The 24,242-nt window shown below is 46.7% G+C and carries 21 protein-coding genes; 9 read left to right on the top strand and 12 right to left on the bottom strand.

The genetic code is table 11. From position 1 onward, the window contains the following. Positions 1-73: 73 nt before the first annotated feature. The 3 genes from RH949_RS30990 to rpsF all read right to left on the bottom strand — a co-directional run bounded on the left by RH949_RS30990 (position 74) and on the right by rpsF (position 3,228). Complete coding sequence (locus RH949_RS30990) at positions 74-2,182, bottom strand: tetratricopeptide repeat protein (protein WP_006102336.1); 2,109 nt, start codon at positions 2,180-2,182, stop codon at positions 74-76. Between the two features lie 280 nt (positions 2,183-2,462). Continuing rightward, the gene (locus tag RH949_RS30985; RefSeq protein ID WP_446358600.1) at positions 2,463-2,591 is read right to left on the bottom strand and encodes a hypothetical protein; all 129 of its coding nucleotides are present in this window, start codon (positions 2,589-2,591) and stop codon (positions 2,463-2,465) included. A 307-nt stretch (positions 2,592-2,898) separates the two neighbouring features. Continuing rightward, the gene (rpsF, locus tag RH949_RS30980) at positions 2,899-3,228 is read right to left on the bottom strand and encodes a 30S ribosomal protein S6 (RefSeq protein ID WP_446358598.1); all 330 of its coding nucleotides are present in this window, start codon (positions 3,226-3,228) and stop codon (positions 2,899-2,901) included. A 456-nt stretch (positions 3,229-3,684) separates the two neighbouring features. Here rpsF and RH949_RS30975 point away from each other — a divergent pair, with 456 nt between their 5' ends. Further along, the gene (locus RH949_RS30975; protein ID WP_446358596.1) at positions 3,685-4,476 is read left to right on the top strand and encodes a fumarylacetoacetate hydrolase family protein; all 792 of its coding nucleotides are present in this window, start codon (positions 3,685-3,687) and stop codon (positions 4,474-4,476) included. Between the two features lie 84 nt (positions 4,477-4,560). Here RH949_RS30975 and RH949_RS30970 read toward each other — a convergent pair whose 3' ends face one another. Both RH949_RS30970 and RH949_RS30965 read right to left on the bottom strand, forming a co-directional pair. Beyond that, entirely contained in the window at positions 4,561-5,037 is a 477-nt protein-coding gene (locus RH949_RS30970; protein WP_006102150.1) for a Tic20 family protein, read from the bottom strand. A 176-nt stretch (positions 5,038-5,213) separates the two neighbouring features. Continuing rightward, positions 5,214-5,411, bottom strand: a complete 198-nt coding sequence (locus RH949_RS30965) for a hypothetical protein (RefSeq protein WP_006102198.1) — start codon at positions 5,409-5,411, stop codon at positions 5,214-5,216. A gap of 227 nt (positions 5,412-5,638) precedes the next feature. On the opposite strand from RH949_RS30965, the gene glyA reads away from it, so the two are divergent. From glyA to RH949_RS30935, 6 genes are all read left to right on the top strand, one after another. Continuing rightward, positions 5,639-6,922 carry a serine hydroxymethyltransferase gene (gene glyA, locus RH949_RS30960; RefSeq protein WP_006102215.1) on the top strand — a complete coding sequence of 428 codons (1,284 nt, stop codon included), beginning with the start codon at positions 5,639-5,641 and terminating at the stop codon, positions 6,920-6,922. A 144-nt stretch (positions 6,923-7,066) separates the two neighbouring features. Further along, positions 7,067-8,323 (top strand): competence/damage-inducible protein A, encoded by a 1,257-nt coding sequence (locus RH949_RS30955; RefSeq protein WP_446358593.1) that lies wholly within the window; start codon positions 7,067-7,069, stop codon positions 8,321-8,323. Positions 8,324-8,689: 366 nt separating this feature from the next. Further along, a complete protein-coding gene (locus tag RH949_RS30950) occupies positions 8,690-8,830 on the top strand; it encodes a hypothetical protein (RefSeq protein WP_006102135.1) in 141 nt (46 codons plus the stop codon). A gap of 3 nt (positions 8,831-8,833) precedes the next feature. Further along, positions 8,834-9,313, top strand: a complete 480-nt coding sequence (gene aroQ, locus RH949_RS30945; protein WP_044208098.1) for a type II 3-dehydroquinate dehydratase — start codon at positions 8,834-8,836, stop codon at positions 9,311-9,313. Next, the gene (locus tag RH949_RS30940) at positions 9,313-10,293 is read left to right on the top strand and encodes an ADP-ribosylglycohydrolase family protein (RefSeq protein WP_446358591.1); all 981 of its coding nucleotides are present in this window, start codon (positions 9,313-9,315) and stop codon (positions 10,291-10,293) included. The genes aroQ and RH949_RS30940 overlap by 1 nt, the downstream gene beginning before the upstream one ends. A gap of 160 nt (positions 10,294-10,453) precedes the next feature. After that, positions 10,454-12,955, top strand: a complete 2,502-nt coding sequence (locus RH949_RS30935) for an HD family phosphohydrolase (protein ID WP_446358589.1) — start codon at positions 10,454-10,456, stop codon at positions 12,953-12,955. A gap of 117 nt (positions 12,956-13,072) precedes the next feature. Here RH949_RS30935 and RH949_RS30930 read toward each other — a convergent pair whose 3' ends face one another. The 3 genes from RH949_RS30930 to RH949_RS30920 all read right to left on the bottom strand — a co-directional run bounded on the left by RH949_RS30930 (position 13,073) and on the right by RH949_RS30920 (position 17,146). Next, the gene (locus RH949_RS30930; RefSeq protein ID WP_044208104.1) at positions 13,073-14,155 is read right to left on the bottom strand and encodes a pentapeptide repeat-containing protein; all 1,083 of its coding nucleotides are present in this window, start codon (positions 14,153-14,155) and stop codon (positions 13,073-13,075) included. Continuing rightward, on the bottom strand, positions 14,145-14,909 hold the full coding sequence (locus RH949_RS30925) for a hypothetical protein (protein WP_044208106.1): 765 nt from the start codon (positions 14,907-14,909) through the stop codon (positions 14,145-14,147). Before RH949_RS30925 ends, RH949_RS30930 begins: the two co-directional genes overlap by 11 nt. A gap of 272 nt (positions 14,910-15,181) precedes the next feature. Continuing rightward, a complete protein-coding gene (locus RH949_RS30920) occupies positions 15,182-17,146 on the bottom strand; it encodes a lipoxygenase family protein (RefSeq protein ID WP_446358587.1) in 1,965 nt (654 codons plus the stop codon). 512 nt (positions 17,147-17,658) lie between these two features. Between RH949_RS30920 and RH949_RS30915 the strand changes: the two genes are divergently transcribed. Together RH949_RS30915 and RH949_RS30910 are read left to right on the top strand one after the other, a co-directional pair. Continuing rightward, complete coding sequence (locus RH949_RS30915) at positions 17,659-19,005, top strand: cytochrome P450 (protein WP_006102244.1); 1,347 nt, start codon at positions 17,659-17,661, stop codon at positions 19,003-19,005. A 64-nt stretch (positions 19,006-19,069) separates the two neighbouring features. Then, positions 19,070-19,621 (top strand): hypothetical protein, encoded by a 552-nt coding sequence (locus RH949_RS30910; protein WP_006102231.1) that lies wholly within the window; start codon positions 19,070-19,072, stop codon positions 19,619-19,621. Positions 19,622-19,787: 166 nt separating this feature from the next. Here RH949_RS30910 and ggt read toward each other — a convergent pair whose 3' ends face one another. From ggt to RH949_RS30890, 4 genes are all read right to left on the bottom strand, one after another. Next, positions 19,788-21,494 (bottom strand): gamma-glutamyltransferase, encoded by a 1,707-nt coding sequence (ggt, locus tag RH949_RS30905; RefSeq protein WP_446358651.1) that lies wholly within the window; start codon positions 21,492-21,494, stop codon positions 19,788-19,790. Between the two features lie 398 nt (positions 21,495-21,892). Beyond that, a complete protein-coding gene (locus tag RH949_RS30900; RefSeq protein ID WP_446358584.1) occupies positions 21,893-22,723 on the bottom strand; it encodes a hypothetical protein in 831 nt (276 codons plus the stop codon). Between the two features lie 114 nt (positions 22,724-22,837). Continuing rightward, positions 22,838-23,347, bottom strand: a complete 510-nt coding sequence (locus RH949_RS30895) for a barstar family protein (protein ID WP_446358582.1) — start codon at positions 23,345-23,347, stop codon at positions 22,838-22,840. Positions 23,348-23,358: 11 nt separating this feature from the next. Further along, positions 23,359-24,237 (bottom strand): hypothetical protein, encoded by an 879-nt coding sequence (locus tag RH949_RS30890; RefSeq protein ID WP_446358580.1) that lies wholly within the window; start codon positions 24,235-24,237, stop codon positions 23,359-23,361. Positions 24,238-24,242 lie beyond the last annotated feature (5 nt).

Genomic DNA, 24,242 nt, shown 5'->3' with positions numbered 1-24,242 from the left:
GGTGTCTACTGGTCTACTTTCCTTCCTTGTCTCACCTGAACCCCAATCTTAAAAAACCTACCCTTGTGAGCCTCTACAGCCGTGGTAAAATTTCCGGTAAAAGCTGACCCGGTACCTTAGAAAGTGCCAGATTTTGCCCACTAATCCCTTGTTCCTGGTAGAACGTGCGAATCGTTTTAATGATATAGTCCAAAGAGGTTTGGTAAACATCCGATCGCACCGCTACTCCCGTACAAGCTTGAACATGCTGATGGAGGGCGGTTTGTAGATGGTGAGATTGATCCTCTTTTCCCGCACCCAAAGACGGTTCAGTGGCAAACTGGTAATGGGCAAGTCCCAAATTATTCCGAGTGGCGATAACATCAAAATTAACCGATGTCGGCGGATGATTCTGCGCCAATTCCTCGGCTAACGCGATCGCAACCTCGTAAGCCGCGATACAATGGCGTAAATAGTCTGCCCGTCTCTGAGAGTCTTCAACACAGCGATCCGCCAGATGCCAATACGCCGTTCCTAAATTATTCTGAGTCGCGGCACAAGCAGCCGGAGACACCTCTGGGGTACGATAGGTCAACGCATCTTTATAGGCTATCACCGCTAACTCCAGCCAGGTTTCGGGTTGTTCGTACTGTGCCAGATTCCAGTACGCTGTGCCTAAATTATTTTGAATCATCGCCCAATTTGTCGCATTCGAGCGACTATTGTAATAACACAGGGCTTCCGCATACGCCCCAATTGCTGCCTGTAAGTTATTGACAGGAGAGTGATGTTGTGCTAAATGCCAATACGCCGTGCCTAAGTTATTTTGGGTAGAAGCATATTTGAGCGGGTCATTTTCTGGATTACGATAGTGTAATGCTTCTTCATAGGCTCGAATCGAGAGTTCTAAGTTATCCGCGACATCTTGATAGCGAGCCAAATCCCCATAAGCTGCCCCTAAATTATTTTGGATCATGGCATAGGTGTGGGGCGCGTCTTGAGCCGTTAATTTCGTTAATGCCAGTTGATAGGCTTGAATCCCCTGTTCCAGATAAGATAGACGCATCCCTGTATCCTGGGGACATCGGGAAAGCATCCAATAGAGATTCCCCAAATCATTAAGAACATCCGCCACGTAAGGTGATGTATCATCTAACCATTGCAACGCCTGCTCATACGCCTGAATCGCGATCGCTAAATTTTCTTCTGAGGTGTCTCCTTGTTCAATCGCATGACGGTAATGATTCCCCAGTTGTAAATACGCCTCAGCGGGCGACGCGGTTTGGGGGAGATCTGGGGATTCCGTTGATGTATCAGCAGGATGTTGGGATGTCGGCGGATTTTGCGGCGGTAATGGTGTTTCTTCCATATCAAAGTCCACAGCCCCCAGCATCCTTTTACCATTCGGATTAGCATTAGACTTCCCGTTAGTCGGGACAATCAGGGGTTCAACCTCACCATTAGAGTCTCCATTGCTGCCTATACTATTCTGGAACAACTGCAAATCCAGAGTTTCGTCCACTTCCTGGGTTAGCACCGTCTGCAAGGTTTCTTGGAACGAAGCCTCTGTTTCCTCTGTCTTGTCTATCTCCTCTTCCTCTGTCTCCTGAGTCATCACCGCCGTGGGAGAGGCTTCCGGTTGAGTCGCGCCAACAGGGGGAAGTGGTGTGGGTTCCCCTTCAAACTCGAATATCCCAGTACGCCACCGCCAAAATTCCGGTACAGACTGAACAATGGAATGGAACCAAGGGCGGGGTAGCCAGAGTAACACATTGGCGTCTAACTGCGGCAAATAGCGCTCAATCGACTGTAAACGTCGGAGAAACAGTTGCTGTACCGTTGGGGATTGACGGGTTAAGCGTTCAACACCCAGGAGTTGGAAACAGGGAGGGGATGTGGCGATGGGAGAATGGCGATTTTGAGCTAACCAGGCAGCTATTTGGGCAAAGGGATGGGGATCATTGACATTAATGTTCAGGCTGACTAAATTAGTAGAGCCTGAACCCTTGGGTGGCGCGATCGCAGAGGTTGTCCCCAACTCCCCATGAAGTTTACCCGCCAGACGATTCCGCAGACTCAGATCATCACAAATCGCCACAAAAATTTGACGCCGTAGTCCGAGACTGAGAGCAAGTTTCAAGCGTTTATAGATTTGCCGATTCCAGCTCGAAATTTTATGGGCAACAGTATCCGTTACAGTCATGCTGAGAGAGTCCAGGAGCGTCAGGCAACAATAGGATGAGATTTAGGGGGAAGACTTGATCGTAACAACGAGTACCGAGCGATCGTGAATTGGGCAGAATCGCGATAAAACCTGAATGATGAACAATAAGAAAATCGCAATTTTAGAGGATGCTTAGTTCTATCTACCTACTCGTTGCATAATCAGTAGTTGAGAGTAATCTTACTATGACTCTTCCTACTATTGTTGCCTAATTCAGGACTTATTGGTTGAAGGGTTGCCTGATTATTAACAGCAGATTCTAATCGAGCCGTTTCTCAACAAGAGAGTTAATCAACTCGGCAAGAATATCCTCTGCCTCGTAGGGCATCTGGAAATAAGATCGGAAAGTATAGGATTGTCCTTCTTGGAGAATTTTGGTCTTTGGCATGGGCGGCTTGTCCTTTTGATGTCATCCCAATTCTAATCAGATGGGTAGCCTCGATAGTGCTAGAGACGCGCCATGGCGCGTCTCTACATAAATGATGTGTCCTAACCGTCTTGGCGGTTGCTATAAAACAACAACTGACAACTTGAATCATATTCAGACCCCCTCCACAGGATACCTCTGGAGGGGGTCCTTGAGTCGCTATCTTAAGACAGCTAAGGGACTTGCGACTTAATCATGTACCAAGGAGACTTGGCTGAGTTCATGAATTTCAGCTTTCCTCACTGGTACTTTATTTTTACGCCGCTCCCTAAGCTTCTACCTCAACCGGTTCGGGTTGGGGTTCGGGGGGAAGTTCTTGTTTCAGTGTCAGATAACGAATAACCTCATCTCCATAGCGCATCGCTCGCTGAAGCTGAGCCACATGAGTCGGGGGCGCTTTATAGTTCATTTGGATATAGACGCCTTCGCGATGTCTTTCGATGGGATAAGCCAAACGACGCTTACCACGATGTTGGATTTCAATCTCCTCACCGCCTTGCTCTTGCAGGAGATCTTTATACTTGGTCACAGCTTGGTTAACCTGCTCCTCTGACATATCAGGACGCAGGATGTACATCATTTCGTAACTATCGCTCACAAATGGTCTTCTCCTTATGGACAATTGGGCTTCTTTTGCTGATTCGGGATAGCCACAGCGTTTTCACCAAGAAGCTATCCCGCTCAAAGAAGCAAGGATAGGAGCAGATTTGACTGCTTTACTCTATGGCAAATCTGGGTTCTTTCCTACCTCTAGGCTTGAGTGCAGACAATCCGCCCAGATTATACTCTTGCAATTCTACTATTTTTGACGCTTCGTTGAAAACAGCCCCTCTTGGGGTCTTATTATAGTCTCGGAATGCCCTCCCGTGACTTAGGCAGCACTTGGTTTTCGTTAACTGCTTGTTTCTTATACTACAGCAGTATAGACTATCCGAAAAATTTTAAAAGCCGTCCTACAAGACAAGGACGCGGCTTGTGACCCATTATTTCCGGTCAATCAAAATCTCATATCAGTAGAATGCTCTCATTCAATTACCAAGGAATCTCTAATATCATGGCGCAGCGCTACGTCCGAATTAAAACGGCTCAAGGGCAAACCTACTATGGCTTGCTGCAACTCAACCGCAGTATCCAAGTTTTAGATGCACCGCCGTGGCTACAGGGTCAACCGACTGATCTGGAGTTAGCACCGGATAGTTATACATTGTTGGCTCCCTGTGCGCCATCCAAGATTGTCGCCGTTGGCAAAAACTATATGGATCACGCCGTTGAAATGGGAACACCTGTTCCCCAGGAACCCTTGTTATTTCTCAAACCACCGACAACCATAACGGCGGCGGATCGAGACATCCAGTTTCCACCTCAGTCAAAACGGGTGGACTATGAGGGAGAGTTGGCGCTGGTTATTGGTGAACTCTGTGTAGACTGTACGCCCGAACAAGCCCAAGCAAAAATTTGGGGGTACACGATCGCCAACGATGTCACCGCTCGCGACTTACAAAAACAAGACGGTCAATGGACGAGAGCAAAGGGTTTTAATACCTTTTGTCCCCTAGGACCTTGGATTGTGCGGGAGTTGAGTGCTGGGGCGAAGTTGCAGACGTTTTTAAACGATGCGCCGGAACCTGTACAATCGGCGTCCATTGATCAAATGGTATTTGCCCCGGACTTCTTGGTCTCCTATATTTCTGAGATTATGACCCTGCTTCCGGGAGACGTAATCCTGACGGGTACGCCACGAGGGATTGGTCCAATGCAAATCGGCGATCGCGTCCGTGTGGAAATTGAGGGAATTGGTCATTTAGAAAACACTGTCGTCCCCCGTTCTGCACCCGTTATTCTTTAACCTGGGTTAAACGGTTTTTCAAGAATCCTCAAACCCTTACATAAACGAATGACGAATGACCAATGACCAATGACCAATGACCAATCATCGAACTTGGGCGTAAACCGCTTCCGAGAGTGTAGGAATTTCAGCGTAGCGACCCAGCAATGATTGCACGATTGAGTAGAAACAAGCCGCTAGGGTTCCTAAAAAGATCACATTGTTTAGGGTTTCCATGAAAAAACTATTCCCCAGTCCTCTGCCGAGAATATCTATGGCAAAACTACAGAGAACTAAAAGAATATCTAAAAGAATTGCCTGCATTGTATTAAAACGAATAAAATGAGCAATTCTTTCATTTCTGACCACCGCTAAGAACAAGACGAAAAAAACAATGAGTCCGATAAATGGACTACTGTAGTAAATAGACATTAAAGGTTTTAAGGGTAAATAAATAAAACCCAATACGGGAAATTTGAGCAGTAAGGGAAGACCAAACTGAAACCCATAAATTAAGGGCAGTAGATAGGGTAGCGCTGCAAAAATCCGCTCTTTAACCGTTGTCGAGCCGCGCCAAGTCATTGTTGCTTCTCCTTGTTTGGGGGGTTCAAATCGTTATCTAACTATGTTCAGGATAGCGCAGGCGACCCCTGGAGATGAGCGTTGCCATCTGTCATGGGTCTTAGGTCAGGAGTTGAGGACGATTTTAGACAAAGAAAGGGGTTCAGTTTATTGTCCCAAATGCTAAACTACTTAAACTACTCAAGGTTAGCGATGCGGAAACCCATTTCGCACTCATATTGCTCCGGTTGATGGGGTGTGAGTTTACGAATGGCATGACCACATCCCAGCTTACCCCGACGCCAACGGGGTTGACCCTTGCTGTCAGCCAGCAAACAGCTTTGACAAACTTGAGTCGGGGAGAGAATTTGCTCTTCGGTAAGGATAACTAACATAGAACGCCTCCGGTCAATTCCACTAGAGCGCTGATCCCATCATAATTTACGTCTTTAGCTAGAGGCTCTTTATCAACACAGAGCTTAACTTTCATCCATTGGATACTTACCTCTGAGAAACGCAGGGGAGATGGGTCAGGGTTTGAGCAAAGCAACGGCAACGGGCAATGTGGTAAAACGTTTATGAACCCAACTGGACGGCAAAGCATCGTAAGGGATTGACGGACGTGACTCAAACAAACTTAGATTTTCTCGCCCAAACAGACCCAGAAATCGCTGAGGGAATAAGCCAAGAACTTCAACGCCAGCGTGACCATCTGGAACTGATTGCTAGTGAAAACTTTACCTCCCCGGCTGTACTGGCGGCTCAAGGCTCAGTCTTAACCAATAAGTACGCCGAAGGCTTACCCGGAAAGCGCTACTATGGCGGTTGTGAATTCATCGATAAGGTAGAACAGCTTGCCATTGACCGGGCTAAACGGCTCTTTGGTGCAGCTCATGCGAATGTCCAACCCCATTCCGGCGCTCAAGCCAATTTTGCCGTATTCCTGGCGCTGCTCAAGCCGGGAGACAGGATTATGGGGATGGATTTATCCCATGGGGGACACCTCACCCATGGTTCGCCTGTGAATGTGTCGGGGAAGTGGTTTAAGGTTTGTCACTATGGTGTTAATCCGGAAACCGAGCAACTGGATTATGATCAGGTGCGCGAACTTGCCCTCAAAGAACGCCCCCAGATGCTGATTTGTGGCTATTCGGCTTATCCGCGTATTATTGACTTTGAAAAATTCCGCAGCATTGCGGATGAAGTGGGCGCTTACCTGCTGGCGGATATTGCCCATATCGCCGGGTTAGTGGCGACGGGTCATCATCCCAACCCAATTCCCCATTGTGATGTTGTTACGACAACCACGCATAAAACCCTGCGGGGAACCCGAGGTGGCTTAATTCTCACCCGTGATCCGGAACTAGGGAAAAAGCTGGATAAAGCGGTGTTCCCAGGAACTCAGGGGGGTCCATTAGAACATGCGATCGCGGCGAAAGCGGTGGCGTTTGGTGAAGCGTTACAACCCTCATTCAAAGACTATTCGGCGAATGTGATTGAAAATGCCCAAGCCCTCGCCAGTCAACTGCAAAAACGGGGTTTGAAAATTGTCTCTGGCGGGACGGATAATCATTTAATGCTGGTGGATTTACGCTGTATTTCCATGACCGGGAAACGAGCAGATCAACTGGTGAGTGGTGTGAATATTACCGCGAATAAAAATACGGTTCCCTTTGATCCAGAGTCTCCCTTTGTCACCAGTGGCTTACGTCTCGGTTCCCCGGCGATGACAACACGCGGGATGGGAGTGGCTGAATTTATCGAGATTGGTGATATTATTGCCGATCGCTTACTCAATCCAGAGGATGAAACCATCGCCGCCGATTGTCGGCGTCGTGTGGCTCAATTGTGCGATCGCTTCCCCTTATATCCCCATCTCACTATTCCTGTACCTACATTGGTATAAATTGGTCATTCGTCATACTCGCTATCGCGAGAAGCAAGCTACGTCATTTGTCTCTTGTTGTTTCCCTATTCCCTATTCCCCATTCCCTATTCCCTATTCCCTGTGTTAACTAAGGACAAATGACCAAGGACAAAAAACAAACCAATGAGCGCAGAAATCATTTGTGTTGGCACTGAGTTACTGCTAGGGGATATTCTGAATACGAATGCCCAGTTTTTAGCCCTCGAACTGGCAGATCTGGGTATTCCCCACTACTATCAAACGGTTGTGGGAGATAATCCCTCGCGGTTAAAGCAAGTCTTGGCAATGGCGTGCGATCGCTCGGCGATTCTGATTTTTACGGGAGGACTTGGACCGACACCAGATGACTTGACAACGGAAACCATTGCAGATTTTTTCGGTGTTCCCCTGATTGAGCAAGTTGACATCATTGAGGATATTGCTCGCAAATTTGCTCAACGGGGGCGGCAAATGACTGCCAATAATCACAAGCAAGCCCTGATTCCCGAAGGCGCTAAGGTTTTACCGAACCCCAAGGGAACCGCACCGGGGATAATCTGGCATCCACGTCCCGGTTTAACTATTCTTACCTTTCCCGGTGTTCCCAGTGAAATGCAGCGGATGTGGCGAGAAACGGCGGTTCCCTATCTCAAAGGTCAAGGTTGGGGACAACAAATTATCTATAGTCAAACCTTACGATTCTGGGGGATTGGGGAATCCGCGTTAGCTGAAAAAGTGGCGTCGTTTTTTGACTTAACCAACCCCACCGTCGCCCCCTACGCCTCTCAGGGAGAAGTCCGGTTACGGGTTAGCGCCCGTGCGCCGTCTCAAGGGGAAGCTGTACAGGTAATTGAACCTGTTGTCAAGCAACTGCGGCAAATTGCTGGGGCTGACTATTTTGGTGTGGATACAGATACCCTAGCCTCGGTTGTGGGTCAGCTTTTAACCGATGCCAATCAAACGGTGAGTGTAGCTGAATCCTGTACGGGAGGCGGTTTAGGCAGCATGTTGACAGCCGTTCCCGGAAGTTCTGACTATTTTTTGGGTGGGATAATTTCTTATAGCAATGACGTAAAAGTCTCCTTACTTGGCATTAAGTCATCAGATCTGGATAAATGGGGGGCGGTGAGTAAACCTGTTGCCCAGCAAATGGCATTGGGTGTGCGATCGCGGCTGACGACGGATTGGGGTGTGAGTATTACTGGCATTGCTGGACCCGGCGGTGGGAATGAATCTAAGCCGGTGGGGTTGGTATATATCGGTTTGGCGACGCCAGATGATAGAGTTGAGTGTTTTAAATATAACTTTGGTCGCGATCGCGATCGGGCTTCGGTTCGTCATTGGAGTGCCTGTTATGCCCTCGACCAACTGCGACGCCGATTATTGGAGCAATACCATTAGGCTCACCTCTAACTTGAGTTATAACTAAAGGTAGAGAAGCCAAAACCGTTGCGATCGCCGGATCGACTCCATATTCCATTTAGGAGATAGCTAGGCTTTAGGGTTCTGTGTTATGCTGAACGTTAAGAAATGCAACAGATGGGTTAAAACGATCCAGACGGTGTATAGCAATAGGAAAACCGCTCAGTTTAATATCAGCGTCATAGTCTTAACTTGGGCAGGGTTTCCACTAAAGCGCCCACAAAGCGCCCAAGCGTAAAACGCCCAAGAGTTCCCAAAGTCGTGCTGAGAAAGGCTTCTAGCACCCGTCATGTTGTTAAGACGGTCAAAAACCTATTAAGTTGTCTCACAGGAGCATTCAGTTTAATGGATTATATAGAAAAGGTGTTGGAAAAACTGAAAGAATGGGCACGCAAGCTGGTTGGAACCCTCTTGGGTCCTGAATCTCAGCCGGAACCCGAACTCATCCCCATTCCGGTTAATAATCCACGCCGTCGTTCCCGGTAATTAATTAACGTGCCGAATGAAGCTCGGAGTTCTTTGAGTATTCTCGTCCTGCATGGTCCAAACTTGAATCTTCTAGGACTCCGAGAGCCTGGTATTTATGGATCGGTAACCTTGGCAGAAATTGACAAACTCCTGCAACAGGAGGCAAGGTCATTATCCTGCCAAGTTGTGACGTTACAGTCCAACCATGAAGGTGTTTTAGTTGATGCCATACAAGCAGCGAGAACGCAGCATCAGGGGATATTAATCAATGCTGGTGCTTATACTCATACCAGTGTAGCCCTACGCGATGCCTTAGCCGCCGTAGCCCTGCCTGTAGTGGAAGTACATCTGAGTAATATCTATCAGCGCGAACCCTTTCGACATCACTCCTTCATCGCCCCCGTAGCTGTCGGTCAGATCAGCGGCTTTGGTGCTGAAAGTTATCGCTTGGGACTCTTAGCTCTCGTCCATACCCTGAAAACAGGGGCAAGAGCAAATTAATGCAGCATTCTCTTCTGTGCCGATTTCAAGGAGCATTACTGGGTAGCTTGATTGGTGAGCTGGTCAGCCATCACCTTGATCCAGGACTCGGTGATTCAGTTGGTAGAAAATCGCTTCAGTTCACCAAACGCCAACCCCAACCGAGTCAGTCCCACCTCTGTATGCCCAAACTCTCCCCTTGGAGTCAAATCGCCACTTGTGGAATCGAGAGTTTAATTGACACAGGCAGGCTGAATATAGACGATTGGATCATTCGCTGTAGCCAAACCCAACCCTCACTCCTAGAATTGAAAGGGAAAGCCCAAAGCAGCGAAGCAGCAGTGGCAACGCTGCCAATGGCGCTTTTTTTTCACGAAAATCAAGAGTTGTTACGGCAACACCTGGTTCAGGCAGCAGCAATTTGGCAACTCGAAACCGACGCCTCGGCTGGGGTGTTGGCAATTGCTACCGCCATGGCTCTGACTCTCACCGAAACCCTTAACCGAACAACCCTGATTCCCCACATCCTGAGATGCTTAGGGACAGAGCAAACCCTCTTAGCCTACCGATTACAACAGGTTCAAACCCTCATAGAAGCAGGTGCAGATTTAGAAACCACCACGAGGAAGGTGCGCCGTCTACCCGCAAATTTAGGTAATAGGGGGGATGCCTCAGATATGGCGATCGCTTTAAGCTTTTATTGTTTCCTCTATACACCCGAAGATTTTCGTCTCTGTGTCATCCGTGCCGTTCGTAGTGGTTACCACAACCCAGTAACGGCAGCTTTGACAGGGGCATTAGCGGGTGTTTATAACGGTATCAACGGTATTCCAGTTAGCTGGCGAGTTGCTGCCCTAAAAATTCCGGTCTTCAAAGAGAGGCAAAAATTAACAGACCAATTACTAGCGGTTTGGCTAGGGGTTTACGATCAAAAACAAATCAATGGTCGGTACAAACAAGCAGCCGTTGCTGCACCGGATGTCATTCAACGTCGTTTATAAGTTATAGATAGGTGGGTAAGCCATGTTTTGTCAGCTAAAAAGAGCTAAACTCAAACATTACAGCCGACTAACTGAAACCCAATGAACTAACGGCAAATCCCCACCTGTCTGCCTCGCGGTTTCACCGCTACCGCTCACCTAAACAGGCAACTCTTCTGCTATGAAAAGGCTCCACTCGTTGACGCAACAGCTAAACCACCTGCGGCAAAAAAAATCTGAGCAATTTCGTACCATCCTTCCATTCGTCGGGTCTGATGGTCATCTTTCCCCTGAGCAAAAAAAGTCAGGTCATCCGTTAAAACAAACCCTTTCTTTCCTGGGGACAAAAGGCAATCCACCACCATCAGCAAAGCGGCAAGGACGTTCACCCGTCATGTTTATCCTAGCCGTCGTTTCTCTCACCAGCGTGATGGGAAACCGCTTTTACAATCAACCAACCCTCGATGTTGGTAGGGATGCCCCCTATACCATCCGCGCTCGCTTTGACGCCAGTGTTGAGGATACTAAAACGACAGAAGAAAAACGCAAAGAGGCTCGGACGGGTTCGTTCCCGGTTTTAATGATTGACAAATCTCTGACCCAAGAGATTGATCAAAACCTACAACAATCATTGGACAAAATAGACCAATGGCGAGAAATTAGTGGTTCGTTTCCGTTTGTGCCAACCTCGGTGCTATCCGCCGCCACCCAGCAGTATCTGCGCCAGAGTGAAGCCTGGGAATGGCAAGCTATTGTTGCTTTCGTCGAAGATAATGCTCCGGTCAACCCCTTTGAGCCGGGAGTGGTTATCCCGAACCGAGAGAAAAAACCGTTGACTCGGGAGTTCATCCAAGCAGTAAGCGAATTGCAAAGTTACCGTCAAGTAGCATCTACCCCAGCCTTCTCTGAGTTGATGCAGACAGCCAGTAAAGCTCGTCAGGGTTACCAAAAGGCAGTGGCTCAACTGTCATCAAGTGTAACCCCGGAATCAACTCCTGCCTACGATGCATCTGTACTCGATCTGTCTGATTCCGCTTGGCAGAAAACTCGACAGGGAATTCAGGATGCCACTCGCCACATTCTCACCCAAGGAATTCCGCCAGGATTGCCCTCGGAGTTATTAGACAATGCGGTAGCGGTGCAGGTGAGTACGCTGATTCCGGCTGAGGCACAACCCTTAGCTGTGGAACTCCTGACCTCTAACTTAAAGCCCAATTTAATTGAAGATACAGAACAAACCAAGCGTCGGGCAGAACAAGCTGCTCGATCGGTAGATCCTGTGATGGTGACGGCTCAAGAAGGAGAAGTCATTGTCGAAGCGGGCGAGGAAATTACCCAGGCGGATTTTGTCCTGCTGGATTACTACGGCTTGAGTCGTCGCGAAATTAACTGGATCGGGCTGATTGGATTTGGCGGTTTGGTTACCGGGGGAGTTGGTATTTTTTGGTTAGTCGAACGTCGAGTCCATCCCCCCCTGCGGCGACGCGATCATATTTTGGTGCTGCTGTTGAGTTTAAGTACACCCGTCTTGGCACTATTGGGGGGGCAATATAATAGCCTGCCCGCGATTGGGTTGTTAGTGGGGAGTTTCTATGGGTCAAGTTTGGGTGCGACTGTGGTGACACTGTTGACCGGCTTGGTCACATTTAGCATGGAGGTGAGCTGGGAATTTTTAATCGCGGGTGGTACCGGTGGTTTGGTGGGGGCGTTAGTTGCCGGACGGATGCGATCGCGGGAGGAATTGGCGTTATTAGGCGGTATCGTGGGATTGACCCAGGGCAGCGTTCATCTCGTCCTGAATCTGATTATGAGTGCCAGTGCTGGCACAATTTGGTACGCGGTGCTACCGGGTGCGGCGCTCTACGGGCTATCGGGGTTAGCCTGGAGTATTGTGGCACTGGGACTATCTCCTTATCTAGAACGCTTGTTTGACTTGGTGACGCCAATTCGTTTAGCGGAGTTGTCCAATCCGAACCGTTCATTGCTCAAACGGTTAGCCACGGAAGCGCCAGGAACATTCCAACATACCTTGTTTGTTGCCTCGTTAGCCGAAGCCGCCGCCCGTGAACTTCACTGTAATGTGGAACTGGTGAGGGCAGGTACTTTGTATCACGATATTGGTAAAATGCATGATCCGTTGGGATTTATTGAAAATCAAATGGGCAGTCCCAATAAACATGATCAAATTAACAACCCCCGTAAGAGTGCCGAGATTATTAAAAAGCATGTCTCTGAAGGGTTGGTCATGGCTCGCAAACATCAGTTACCGAAAGCGATTCGGGATTTTATTCCCGAACACCAAGGTAAACTGCTGATTTCCTATTTTTACTTTCAAGCCAAACAACGTGCTCAGGAAGAGGGGGGAGAGTCGGTGAAAGAAGCAGACTTTCGCTATGATGGACCGATTCCTCAGTCGCGAGAAACTGGGATTGTCATGTTAGCCGATGCCTGTGAAGCGGCGCTGCGATCGCTTAAAGATGTTACCCCGGACACCGCCTTAATCACGGTTAAGAAAATCCTTAAAGCCCGATGGGAAGATAACCAGTTAGTTGATTCGGGGTTAACCAAAGAAGAATTATTGATTACGGCGGAAATCTTTGTCAAAGTTTGGCAACAGTGCAATCACCAGCGGATTGCTTATCCAAAAGCGGCTCTGAGTTGTCAACCCTCTTCTGCTACATAAAACTAATACAATTTCCGACATAATCGGACATTGATGTTTACTTACTGCTTCAACCAGGGCTGTCGGCAGCTTCCTGTCCACAGTCGTTAAGTTTGGGAGCGATCGCATCGCATCCAATTACCGAGACGCCAACACTCCCACGCGATCGCGCTTCACCTCTGCCAAGATAGCACCGCGCCGTTTCAATACCCGCTTCATCTCCTCAGACAATCCCGGATTGCTAGCAAACTCAGCATTTTCCACATTTGCCCCTCTCAAATCCGCCTGATTCAAGTTGGCTCGACTCAGATTCGCGCCGCCGAGTTCAGCAATGCTGAGATTGGCGCGAATTAAGTTAGTATTGCCTAAGTTGGCTAAATACAGGTTAGCCAGACTCAAATCCGCCAAACTCAAATCCGCCCCCTGTAAATCAGCCCCGGTGAGGTTCGTCCGAATCAAATCAGCCCCTCGTAGGTTGGCGCGAATCAGGTGAGCATGGCTCGCATTGGCACGAATCAGCGTCGCCTGACTCAAATCACTAAGGCTGAAATCAGCATTCCGTAGCTGAGTATTCCGCAATTTTGCACGGTTTAGTTTCGCTTGACTCATATCCGATTCACTCAGATTCGCGCCGTCGAGATCCGCACCTTGCAGATTAGCCTGTCCCAAATAGGCACGAATAATTGAAGCCTGCTTCAGGTTTGCCTCTCTCAGGTCAGTTTTTCCCAGATTTGCCCCTCTAAGTTTCGCTTCACTTACGTTAGCGGCATAGAGATAAGCCTGGTAGAGATGAGCGCCTCTCAAATCAACCATTTTCAGATTGGCGTAGTTTAAAGTTGTCCCCTCTAAATTGGCATCGGTGAGGTTCGCCCCCTCCAAGTTTGCCTGAGTCAGATCCGCATTCGACAGCACCGCACCGCGCAGATTCGCCTGTCTCAAATCCGCCCCACACAGATTAGCCTGAATCAAATCAGCCCCGCGCAAATCAGCCCCGCACAGCCTCGCCTTCATCAGGTTAGCGCCATGCAAATCAGCACCTCTAAGATTGGCTTTCACCAAATTAGCACCTTTGAGATTCGTATCTCTGAGATTAGACTCGGCGAAATCTCGTGCCAAATTCAGACCCACCATTGCCGCCAGTTGAGCTAAATTGTCCGTTTCTGCCGCGACAACCTTCTGAATTAGGACTTGGAGTTGGGTAAAAAAACGTTCATCCATCATAGTGCAACTCAACTCGACTGAGATAGGGCTTAAACTTACGTTCCAGCAACTGCTGAATAATCAGCCTGTCCAGCACCGCCCGTTTATTGCGACTAATATCCGGACTCCACAATCGGTCAACATGGGTCAAACAAATATCTCGCCGCGATACTTCAAATGTGGCGTCCACGCGACAAGGAAGGGCAGAGACACTCAATGTGCCGAGTTTGACCTGATTGAGCCAGCCATTTAAGACAGGCTGTCCCCGTTCTTCTTCAAAAATCCAGGCGGGGTTTTCTTCGGTTACTTTTGTAGTAATGTGACAAATAGAATAATGGTTAGGTTCCCCGTTTAGTGACGGTTGTCCGGTTGCTCCATTTCCCTGTAGATCAAGGGTGGGCAGATCGAATTCGGGTGAGGTGCGATCGCGGATAGGACGATTGGCTGGAGAATCCGTCTCCACTGTTGGTACACCCAATTCCATAGAACCCATAATCCGGGACTCATAGGGAATCTCACCCCCCTCTATCCTCAGCCTTAATGCTCCCCCTTTGAGTCCAAACTGAACCCGTCCTTGAGGTAAAGATTCCCACTGCTGGCTAAACTTAAGGGTTAAGTACAGGTCAATTTGTGGCGTTGGGAACGGTTGCAGAAATTCCAGATAATCAGGATGTTCCACGGGTTGCACCGGAATCCCTGCCAATGTCATGTACAGACAATCAGCACAGTTGTTTTCCGGTTCGGGCTGGGAGAGAGGAGAAATCGGGGAAGGCATTGCCGAACACCAACTGAGTAGGGGTTCATCTATAACCGTACATGACCTGGGACTCAGTTGTTTGCCTGCGTAACATTAGTTGACACCCTCCCCCGGCTGAAAATACGCCATACCTCAAAGAGTAGGGTGGGTTAGGTGGGACTTGAATTGAGGCGACAACCATTCAATGAACTATCCACCGTAACCCACCGATATTAATGCTGGGCATAATTTTGAAGGATGCCATTAAATAAAGGGCGCAATGCCTTGCGCCCCTACGGATACAATATCCATCAAACATTAATTAGCGCTCTAATGTTATTCACATCAAAATCCAGTTGGGCAAAATCTTGCTTGTGATTTAACAGAATTTTGCGGAATTCGGCGGGAATATCCCCATCTTCATTCTTGATGATATATCCATACTTAATCGCCGTTAACACATTCACCAGATAAAGCAGTTGCGTCGCTTCTCCTGAATCGGGCGCAATTGTCGGATCATCCTCATTCCCAAAACTACCATTCCGCAGTCCGAGAGAACTATACAAGACTTCTCCTCCAGCATCTGTTTGGGAATCATTAACCCAGGAATGCCACAGGGTTACGTGGAAAATCGCAAACCGACAGAACTGTTTTAAGTATTCCATATCATTGGCATCAGGTTTATCCGATAGCGTAATCGGACTGACCACTTTCAGACTACCATTGATGGTGCGTCGGGAATTATTCGGTTGAGTCAGTTCATTCGTATCGTACCATTCATACCCATCGTCGCTACCACTATCTTTTCCGGGTTCATACGCCACACTATGGTTAACCAAGTCATCCGATAAGCGATGAATTTCAATCCATTCGCGTTCAATTTCATCCTGATAGGTTTGGAAAAAGACATCAATATAGTCCGTCAAAATCTGCCAATAGAGATTAGCAATCTTGGCATAGGTATGAGTTTCACATAACGGCTGACGCGGTTGCCACCCTTTCCAATCCAACTGCGACATGCTCTCATGACAAATCTGCACCACACTCTCTGGCGTCAAGGGTCCAGCCGTAACAACATAGCCCTCATTTGGGTCTACTAATACCGTATCCGCCCGCCGATTAATATTAATCAAGCTCTTGAGGTGAGGAATTAACATCAGACGGAGGGGATTTTTTCTCAAGTTACGAAAAGCCGCAACTGTATATTGCTCCATCTGTAAATGAGCTTTGATATAATGTTCAATTAGTTCAGCCGCGAAGAACGTGTTGGTGCGGAAAATTCGCTTTGCCTGCAACCATTGATCGCCGTCATTGGGAGTATAGGTGACTGGTTCTTTCAGGGGAGAAAAGGGAGCGTAGGAATCAGGCTGTCGGCTTTGAATAGTAATCGAAGTGGGTAAGAATTTGCCATCTTTTACCTCAAACGTGGCATCGACGTTGTGCAGGTCATGAATCTGATCTTTTTCGTAAGCATCCCAGTTAAATGTCACTTTGTACTCATTCGGGTTGTGCTTATTTTTTTTCGGTAAACAGGGATTCATTCCATTAAGAATCCGCAGTCCAAAAAATTCATCACTTCGGGTGTAGCCCGGATTTTTTCGTTCTAGCTCAATTGTGGAATTGGGGGGATAATCGGCTTGAATCTCTGGGAGAGACGGTTGATCCGGATTGAGCGTATTTTTGATAACGTGCTTGGCTTTAATTGGGGTTAAATGATTTGCAGCTTCATACCCTTGCAATTTACGACCAATCGCATCTTCATCCGGTGTTCCCTCTAACTCGGTAAATAGAATACGGGGGAAGGAATTTGTGGGGTTGTAAAGCCAGTAGGGAACAGTGCAAGTGCCAAAGTCATACTCTTTTTGCGTGACATTATCGGGTCCTTTAATCGTGTAGGCGAGACGTTTGGCAAGCACCAATTTATTGTTGGTATCGAAGCTAGTACGAATTTCGATGACTCTCAATTCTAAATCTGGCTCGTCCTTAAACCCCGCTTGGTCTGGATCATAGTAAATCTCAAAATACCCATTGCGATCCGTTATCCCTTTCCCTAGATACTCTTCCGGTGTACCAATGTCTCGATCCCACAACTCCACTTCCATATTATGTAAGGGGTTTTGGGTGTCACTGAACACAAGCTGACCGACAACTTTGCTTAACTGCGATCGTTGTTTTGCCGCTTTTTTCTGGAGTTTTTGCTGAACACTAGACGTGTTAATTAGCCTGAGCTTTAAAACTTGTAATAGTTCTTGAACAATCGTTTGCTTCTTTGTCATGTTCATGTTGATGTCCTTTCCTCAAAAAAAAACGTTACAGGTTTATTGATGCCTTTTCCCGGATGATGCCGGAATCCTTAATCATTCATGAGATAGCCTAAAGGCTGAAGCCGGAGCAATGGGACGATTCGTTAACCCATCAGCAATTGGCAAATAACCAACAATCGGCTTTATTAGCAAATAGCAATAGATTTGTCAATGCGTGAACCAGAAATAACTCAATACTTATGAGTTCAAATTAGTTGTGAAATAGTAATCCTTGCTGGGCAAGACTTTCAGACCTCTTGGTGTTCACGACTCATTTAGACTGGCTCGACTGGCTCTATTTGGGAACAGATTCATACTGTATACTATTTTTATTCATTTTTCAAGTTAGTTAGGATCGATGTCATTTCATTAAGAAATGTTTAGACTTTTTGCCTAAGTTGAGCTGAACGCCATAAAGTTTAATACGTATGATGATAAAGTTCTAAATTAACCCTTTCCAGCAACCAAAACCCCGAAGAATTAGGATGGACAATCAAAAAATACTCGAAGTCCATGAGCGTCAACTCAAGTTCTCGCGCCTCTTGGCAAAAATTGGTCAGAACAATCCCATTGGCAAAGTCATTCGTTTAAGGGCTTATTTTTTAGACCTTCCGGTACTAACCAAGCAATGGCGAGATTATTTGTATGTGCGGAAGGAACGGATCTCCGATAAATTTCTGGGTTTGGATCAGGGAATCATCCATACCTCCTACGCTGACGCCAAAAGGCTGGTTGAAACCACACCTCAGCAACGGGATAATTATTTGGGACCCTTGAAAATCAATGCTCGCAGTTATTTTCTCGGTCATCCCTTATGTTTAGGAACCAATGGTGATGAACATGCAGGGATTCGAGCGTTATTTTTTCACGCTTTACCGGAACCCGAAGAAATAACAGAGGTATTAGCAAAGTTAGTCGATGAAGAGCTAGCTAAGGCGACAAAGCCGGGAATAATCGATGTTAAAACTGACTTACCCAAAATGATTGTCGCCCTATTACACGAACTAGTTCTTAACCTCAAATTATCTGAGGAAGAAATTGCTGGCTCAGTTGGTTATATTGGAGGGTTAGGATTAGCGACTGTTCCCAATCTTATTCATAATACACTGTTGAGGAATAAGACGCGATCGCACATTCAGCATCGTCAAGGGTTAGTAGACACTTACAAAAAATCTCCCAAGTATCAAGATTATCTAGGGTTCGGGGCGACACATCAGTTAAATGAACAACAGGTTGCCAACAATCTGTTTGATATGATCCATGTTGCCGGAACTGCTGGAACCAGTGATCTCCTTGCCTCTGTGTTCGGTGTTTTATGTCAAGATGAAGCCTTAAGAGCAAATGTTAGTGCTGAAATCGATACCGTTTGGGATGGTCAAACTCCCCCAAACGCCCAAACTTTAGCCCAACTCGAATTAACCGAAAAGGTAATTTTTGAAACAGCACGTCTTTATCCACCCGTTCGCTTTCTCAATCAAATGTCTACCGAACCGATGGAAGTAGAAATTGGCGGTCAGCGATGTCCATTCCAAAAGGGAACTCGTCTAGTCGCTTCCCTGTTTACGGCGAATCGCGATCCTGACAAATATGAAGAGCCAGATACATTTAAAACCACACGAGATTATCGCGATCTTTTATCCTGGAATGGCTCGAATCAGGAACGCAACTGTCCGGGCAGAGCCCTATCGATTGCGATTGTAAAACTGTTCTGTTTATATGCATTCAAGCACTATCAATGGCGTTCCGTTTCTGGTGTAGAATGGGATATGAAAAAGTTTGCTCCCTTTAAGCCAAATTTAGTGTTGAATGGCTTTGCACGGCGAGCCAACTAATTGTTAGGTACTGCCTTGGCGAATACCGTTTTACCTCGATCAAAAGACAAGCTAAAAACAAATCATGCTAACCATTGAAACTCGGCAACTTAACGATATTGGCACTTGGATGAAACAAGACAGGGGAACTGATTTACCTGACATTCTGAAAGGGGTCTTTTTTATGGATGGGAATCCTTTTCCCGATGATTGTCTGACATTAGAAGGTGGTAAATGGGACGCGAGGAGTCGAACATTATTAGTCTCGGTATTTTCTCCATTTCAGTGGACATTTAGTGTTTCCGATAAAGGGCGTCGGTTACTCAATATTGTTAATTTAACCAAATTAACCTATAAAGTTCAGTTCGATGAAACCTTCCGCCATGCCCAAATCACCCCCATTGTGTTCGGATTCGGTTTACCCAAGTGGATTGCGGAATTCACAATGACTCAACTGGATGACGATATGCAAGGCAATACCTGGGAGCGAAAAAACTCTTGGTTGTTAGGACTCTCCGACGCTTGGGGATATACACTCAGAAAGATTTTGGATCAAAATCGTCAGTATACTCCCACGTTCTCTAACCTGCAGTCAAGCGTTCCCAATGAGTTTTTGGTAATTACCAACAATGAATAAAAACCCTATTCTTTTTAGCGAATTGTAACGTGAGGTCGGCAAGCCCAATCAACTCTAAATCGCACGATCCTTAAGGTTGGTGGGCAATGCCCACCCTACGGTATAGCGGGTGATTAATCCAAAGTTACCGTGAGGTAGCAAGTAAAATGAACCCTAACAAAAGCCGTTAATATCCCAAGGTTAAAGCACCAGGACGTCGGGGGTCAGATGCACCGTTTAAGGTTTGATCAACTAACATAATACTTTGGGTACTTCCCATGGTATTGGTGACAGTAATCTGATGTCCTTTGTCCTCTAACAGATGCATGGTATCTCCATTTAATCCGGGTTCAATCATCAACTGATCCGGAAGCCATTGATGATGTACCCGAACGGCATTCGTTGCTTCAGCAATATTCATGTCATGATCAATTACATTCAAAATAACCTGTAACACTGTCGTAATAATCCGACTCCCTCCCGGACTTCCCGTCACCAGAAACGGCTTCCCATCTTTTAAGACAATCGTTGGTGTCATGGAACTGAGCATCCGTTTTTCCGGTTCAATGGCATTAAATTCTCCACCAATCAAGCCAAACGCATTGGGAACTCCTGGCTTGGCGGAAAAATCATCCATTTCATTGTTAAGCAGAATCCCTGTCCCCGGAACCGTTATTTTACTGCCATAACTAAAGTTTAGGGTATACGTATTCGCCACAGCATTACCCTGATTATCCATAACTGAATAATGAGTGGTATTGTTACTTTCAATAAACGGATTGGGATTACCAGGAGCAATTTCTTGACTTGGCGTTGCTTGATCTAAATTTATTTTGCGGCGTAGCTGATTGGCATAGGGTTTAGAGATTAACCCAGAAATGGGTACAGACACAAAATCAGTATCCCCTAAATATTTAGACCGATCCGCATACGCGAGTTTCATGCTTTCGGTGAGTAAATGAATCGTTTGGGCAGTATTTTGTCCCAATTCTCCCAGAGGAAAGGCTTCCAAAATATTCAGCAATTGTACCAGATGAATTCCTCCAGAACTCGGCGGTGGCATGGAATAAATTTCATAGCCGCGATAAGTACCGCGAATCGGTTCTCGGATAACGGGTTGATACTCGGCTAAATCCGCCTTAGAAATCAAGCCATCATTGGCTTCCATCTCTGTCACAATCGCATCTGCGATCGCGCCATGATAAAATGCCTTTGCACCCTGACTAGCAATCAGTCTCAAACTCTGAGCCAAATCCCTTTGCACCAGAGTTTCGCCAATCTGATAAGGTTCTCCCCCTGGTTTATAAAAGATAGTCCTACTCGCCGGATAAGCCTGCATCCGTTCTTTCACGGCAATTAGGGAACGATGCACATATTCAGACACAGGGAATCCATTTTCGGCTAATTCAATCGCAGGTTGTAACGCCCGTGCTAAAGAAATTGTCCCGTATTTTTCCAGTGTCATAGTTAACCCAGCCACGGTTCCGGGAACACCAACGGCTGCATGACTATAACGGGATTTTTCTGAATCAACGTCACCCGTTTCATCCAGAAACATATCACGAGTGGCGGCTTTTGGGGCTTTTTCTCGATAATCAATGGCAATGGTTTTATGTTCATCCTCTAAATGAACCAGCATAAATCCACCGCCACCAATATTTCCCGCACTGGGTAACGTAACCGCCATCGTAAATCCTATGGTGACGGCAGCATCAATGGCATTTCCGCCCTCTTTTAACACAGCCAACCCTGCTTCTGTGGCATAGCGTTCTTGAGAGGAAACCATACCATTTTCAGCGATAACCGGATGAAAGATATCCCTGGGGCTATAAATGGGGACATCTTGAGCGACAACTTGAGTACAAATCAGACTGACTGTAGCCAGGAGAATCAGGATTTGTTTCGGATAGCGAGAAAAGCGATAACCTCGGATAGTGAGTATTTTTATGCTTTGCTGAAAACGTTTCACAATTGGAATACAATAGAGTGATTTAGACAGGAATTACAAATTGTAGGGGCGAGTTTAGCCACAATTGTAGGGGCGAGTTTAGCCACAATTGTAGGGGCGAGTTTAGCCATAATTGTAGGGGCGAGTTTAGGGACTGTAGGGGCGGGTTTAGGGACTAAGGTCAGCTATTGTTGAAATAACGGAACAACAAAACCCGCCCTCCCCACTTGTCAATTTTATGGGCGCACGCCATGCGCCCCTACGGTTTCTGGATGTAATTTTAATTCATCACCACGCCACTGCGCCTAAAACAGGATAAATAATACCCGATCGCAACCAAACGACTATTCCATGCGATCGCTCATCAGTTTAGGGGCTTGCAGCTTTGTCCCCTGACTTGTACCCGCCGGATTAGGGTTGATCGGGGAGGTAAGCTTAAGTGGAACAACAATTCTCTCGCGGTATAGATTCGCCCGTTTTTGGATCAGTTCCTTCTCATCAGGGTGTTCGTAAACCACCGCACCTCTACTTTGCTCTGCCAAAATTTTGCAGGCAAAATAGTTTGCCATAAACTGATCTTGTTTAAACGTTGCTCCGGCTTGTGGGATATCCTTTTTCCCTGGATAATGTTCCGTTAATTCCTTGGGACATTCTCGCAACCACTGCTCAACCCCTTGATCATAAGCCCTTGCGACTTGCTCTTGACTAATTTGCCAAGTATCTTTCTGACGCCGCAGACTAAATTTACCATAATGACCCACGGCTTTTACCTCTTTGGCGTCTTTTGCGATCGCGGATAAAATATCACCCTGATTCAGAGGCGTTCCACCGGGATGGTTATGGATGACGATTTGATCCGTATCAGACGCTTTCCCTTTTGATTTTTTCGGTTTCTTTTTCGATTTCTTGGGTGGGAACACAGGAATATTTGCTGCGTTATACCCAAAACGTTCCATCTGTTTCAGTTGCGTCTGGATATCTGCGGTTTCTGGGGATGAAGCGGATGCCTTTTTGGGAGAACCAAAGGGGCGTGTTTCCAAGAGATTAGTTGCAGGTAACTTGGCTTGTCTGGCTTGGATACCGTTCCCGAAAGAGCGCGTCTGTAGCGAACTTTGTGCTGGGATAAACTCGTCTTCCCCAGACCGTTTTTTACGGATTCGTCGTCGGATACCCATAACCCCCTCCAAATTTAACTGGAGATATACTTGACGTATAGCATTATTTTGTGTTTATGTCAAGTTTTATCGCCAAGCTAAAGTTACTTCTTCTCAGACTTTTATTGTGTCCACCTACTTATGAAACACCTGAAACTCTACCCTAGAATCAGTCAATCGTTGTGTCAAGGCAGAACGATGCTCATCCGTACAACCCAACAAAATATTAAACGCCGTTGGGTGTTCGTCTTCGTTGACGATTTGAGGTTGCGTCAGCCATGTCTGATGAGCATCCGATAACACTTCCATCAAGATCTGGAACTCCTTTGGAGTTGCGTCTTGTAAAAGCAAATTAGCCTGATTTACCATCAACAGATAAGCTTCCCCATCGAGCCAACTGAGATCCGTAATGCATTCGTCAAGAGCATCCCAGTTTTCACCAAAGTAGTAGGGAAACTGAAGGGCTGCACCTATCTCTTTGAAAAAGTCAGGCATCGTTTTACTTTTCTTGCCCCTAACCATCCGAATCGCCGCCTGTGAATAGTCTGATGTTAACTGAAGATACAAGTCAGCAAAAGCCGATTCATTTGCCACTTGAACATAGAATATTGGTGGCTTCGGTTTGAAAAGCGGTTCATAATCCACTGAGCATTACGTCAGTGTTTTGTACTAGGAATGGTAAAGTAGGCACGAACACCTGATAGTTGGTGAGAGCCAATGACAAGACCCGCATAATTAGCTTGTCGTACATTAAGCTGTGTACCCCATTTGATGGGGAGTCTAGCTTGATTAGCTACACCGATCCTGGTGAGCATCTCTGAAACAAGCCCAAGTCGAACACCCGCGTAGTCAATTTTAGCTCCAATTGTCGGCTTGCCATCCTTGATCCTCCAAGAAAAGTAGAGAGTTTCGGGTCGTGATGCACCCAGCAAACGATGTAAAGGCAGAAACTTTTCAATACCATCTTCCGTGACACCCGTTTTCGCAAGCGCCTGCTGCAAGCGATCGCGGTCACGTTCTTCTTCACCGGGAACGAGATAGGTGGTGAAAAATACGCTAAAACTGGGAGGAGAAGTGGCATCGGCTGCCAGAATATGAGTGTAGTCCTTTTCAAAGATTTGAGCTAATCCTGAAATCTGCGCGATCGCTTCTGAACCTACCCCATGTTGTTTTAAAAAGTACTCTACTTCAGCAAGGGGAATAGCCGCCCTGACATACATTTCTCCCCCAATCACTGACCCAGCCACTGGCAACTTCATCCCTATAACACTACCTGCTCCAAAATTAGACAGTGCGGTCATTGTGAGCAATTCTGCCTTAGTAGTTCCCCGATCTCCGAGTACTGATAAAAAATCATCAACGGCATCGAGATCATTGCTTAAGGTAATCAAATCAATACGTTTACCATCAGAACGAAACTCTAATTCTGTATAGTTTGCTAGAGCGGGGTACAATTGTCCCAACACTTTGTCTAGGTCTGGTACAACTTCAAGATCCTGGAATAAGGCAAGTTTTTTGAGGGGTTTAATATCCATACCTA

The organism is Coleofasciculus sp. A1-SPW-01, from assembly GCF_040217205.1.
Taxonomy (GTDB): Bacteria; Cyanobacteriota; Cyanobacteriia; order Cyanobacteriales; family Coleofasciculaceae; genus Coleofasciculus; species Coleofasciculus chthonoplastes_A.
This window is presented reverse-complemented; position numbering and strand designations above follow the sequence as displayed.

What these genes read in the sequence shown, in the direction of transcription:
- RH949_RS30990 (WP_006102336.1), bottom strand. Translation starts at nt 2,182, where the DNA reads ATGACTGTAACGGATACTGTTGCCCATAAAATTTCGAGCTGGAATCGG.
- RH949_RS30985 (WP_446358600.1), bottom strand. Translation starts at nt 2,591, where the DNA reads ATGCCAAAGACCAAAATTCTCCAAGAAGGACAATCCTATACTTTCCGA.
- RH949_RS30975 (WP_446358596.1), top strand. Translation starts at nt 3,685, where the DNA reads ATGGCGCAGCGCTACGTCCGAATTAAAACGGCTCAAGGGCAAACCTAC.
- RH949_RS30970 (WP_006102150.1), bottom strand. Translation starts at nt 5,037, where the DNA reads ATGACTTGGCGCGGCTCGACAACGGTTAAAGAGCGGATTTTTGCAGCG.
- RH949_RS30965 (WP_006102198.1), bottom strand. Translation starts at nt 5,411, where the DNA reads ATGTTAGTTATCCTTACCGAAGAGCAAATTCTCTCCCCGACTCAAGTT.
- RH949_RS30955 (WP_446358593.1), top strand. Translation starts at nt 7,067, where the DNA reads ATGAGCGCAGAAATCATTTGTGTTGGCACTGAGTTACTGCTAGGGGAT.
- RH949_RS30950 (WP_006102135.1), top strand. Translation starts at nt 8,690, where the DNA reads ATGGATTATATAGAAAAGGTGTTGGAAAAACTGAAAGAATGGGCACGC.
- RH949_RS30940 (WP_446358591.1), top strand. Translation starts at nt 9,313, where the DNA reads ATGCAGCATTCTCTTCTGTGCCGATTTCAAGGAGCATTACTGGGTAGC.
- RH949_RS30935 (WP_446358589.1), top strand. Translation starts at nt 10,454, where the DNA reads ATGAAAAGGCTCCACTCGTTGACGCAACAGCTAAACCACCTGCGGCAA.
- RH949_RS30930 (WP_044208104.1), bottom strand. Translation starts at nt 14,155, where the DNA reads ATGATGGATGAACGTTTTTTTACCCAACTCCAAGTCCTAATTCAGAAG.
- RH949_RS30925 (WP_044208106.1), bottom strand. Translation starts at nt 14,909, where the DNA reads ATGCCTTCCCCGATTTCTCCTCTCTCCCAGCCCGAACCGGAAAACAAC.
- RH949_RS30920 (WP_446358587.1), bottom strand. Translation starts at nt 17,146, where the DNA reads ATGACAAAGAAGCAAACGATTGTTCAAGAACTATTACAAGTTTTAAAG.
- RH949_RS30915 (WP_006102244.1), top strand. Translation starts at nt 17,659, where the DNA reads ATGGACAATCAAAAAATACTCGAAGTCCATGAGCGTCAACTCAAGTTC.
- RH949_RS30910 (WP_006102231.1), top strand. Translation starts at nt 19,070, where the DNA reads ATGCTAACCATTGAAACTCGGCAACTTAACGATATTGGCACTTGGATG.
- RH949_RS30900 (WP_446358584.1), bottom strand. Translation starts at nt 22,723, where the DNA reads ATGGGTATCCGACGACGAATCCGTAAAAAACGGTCTGGGGAAGACGAG.
- RH949_RS30890 (WP_446358580.1), bottom strand. Translation starts at nt 24,237, where the DNA reads ATGGATATTAAACCCCTCAAAAAACTTGCCTTATTCCAGGATCTTGAA.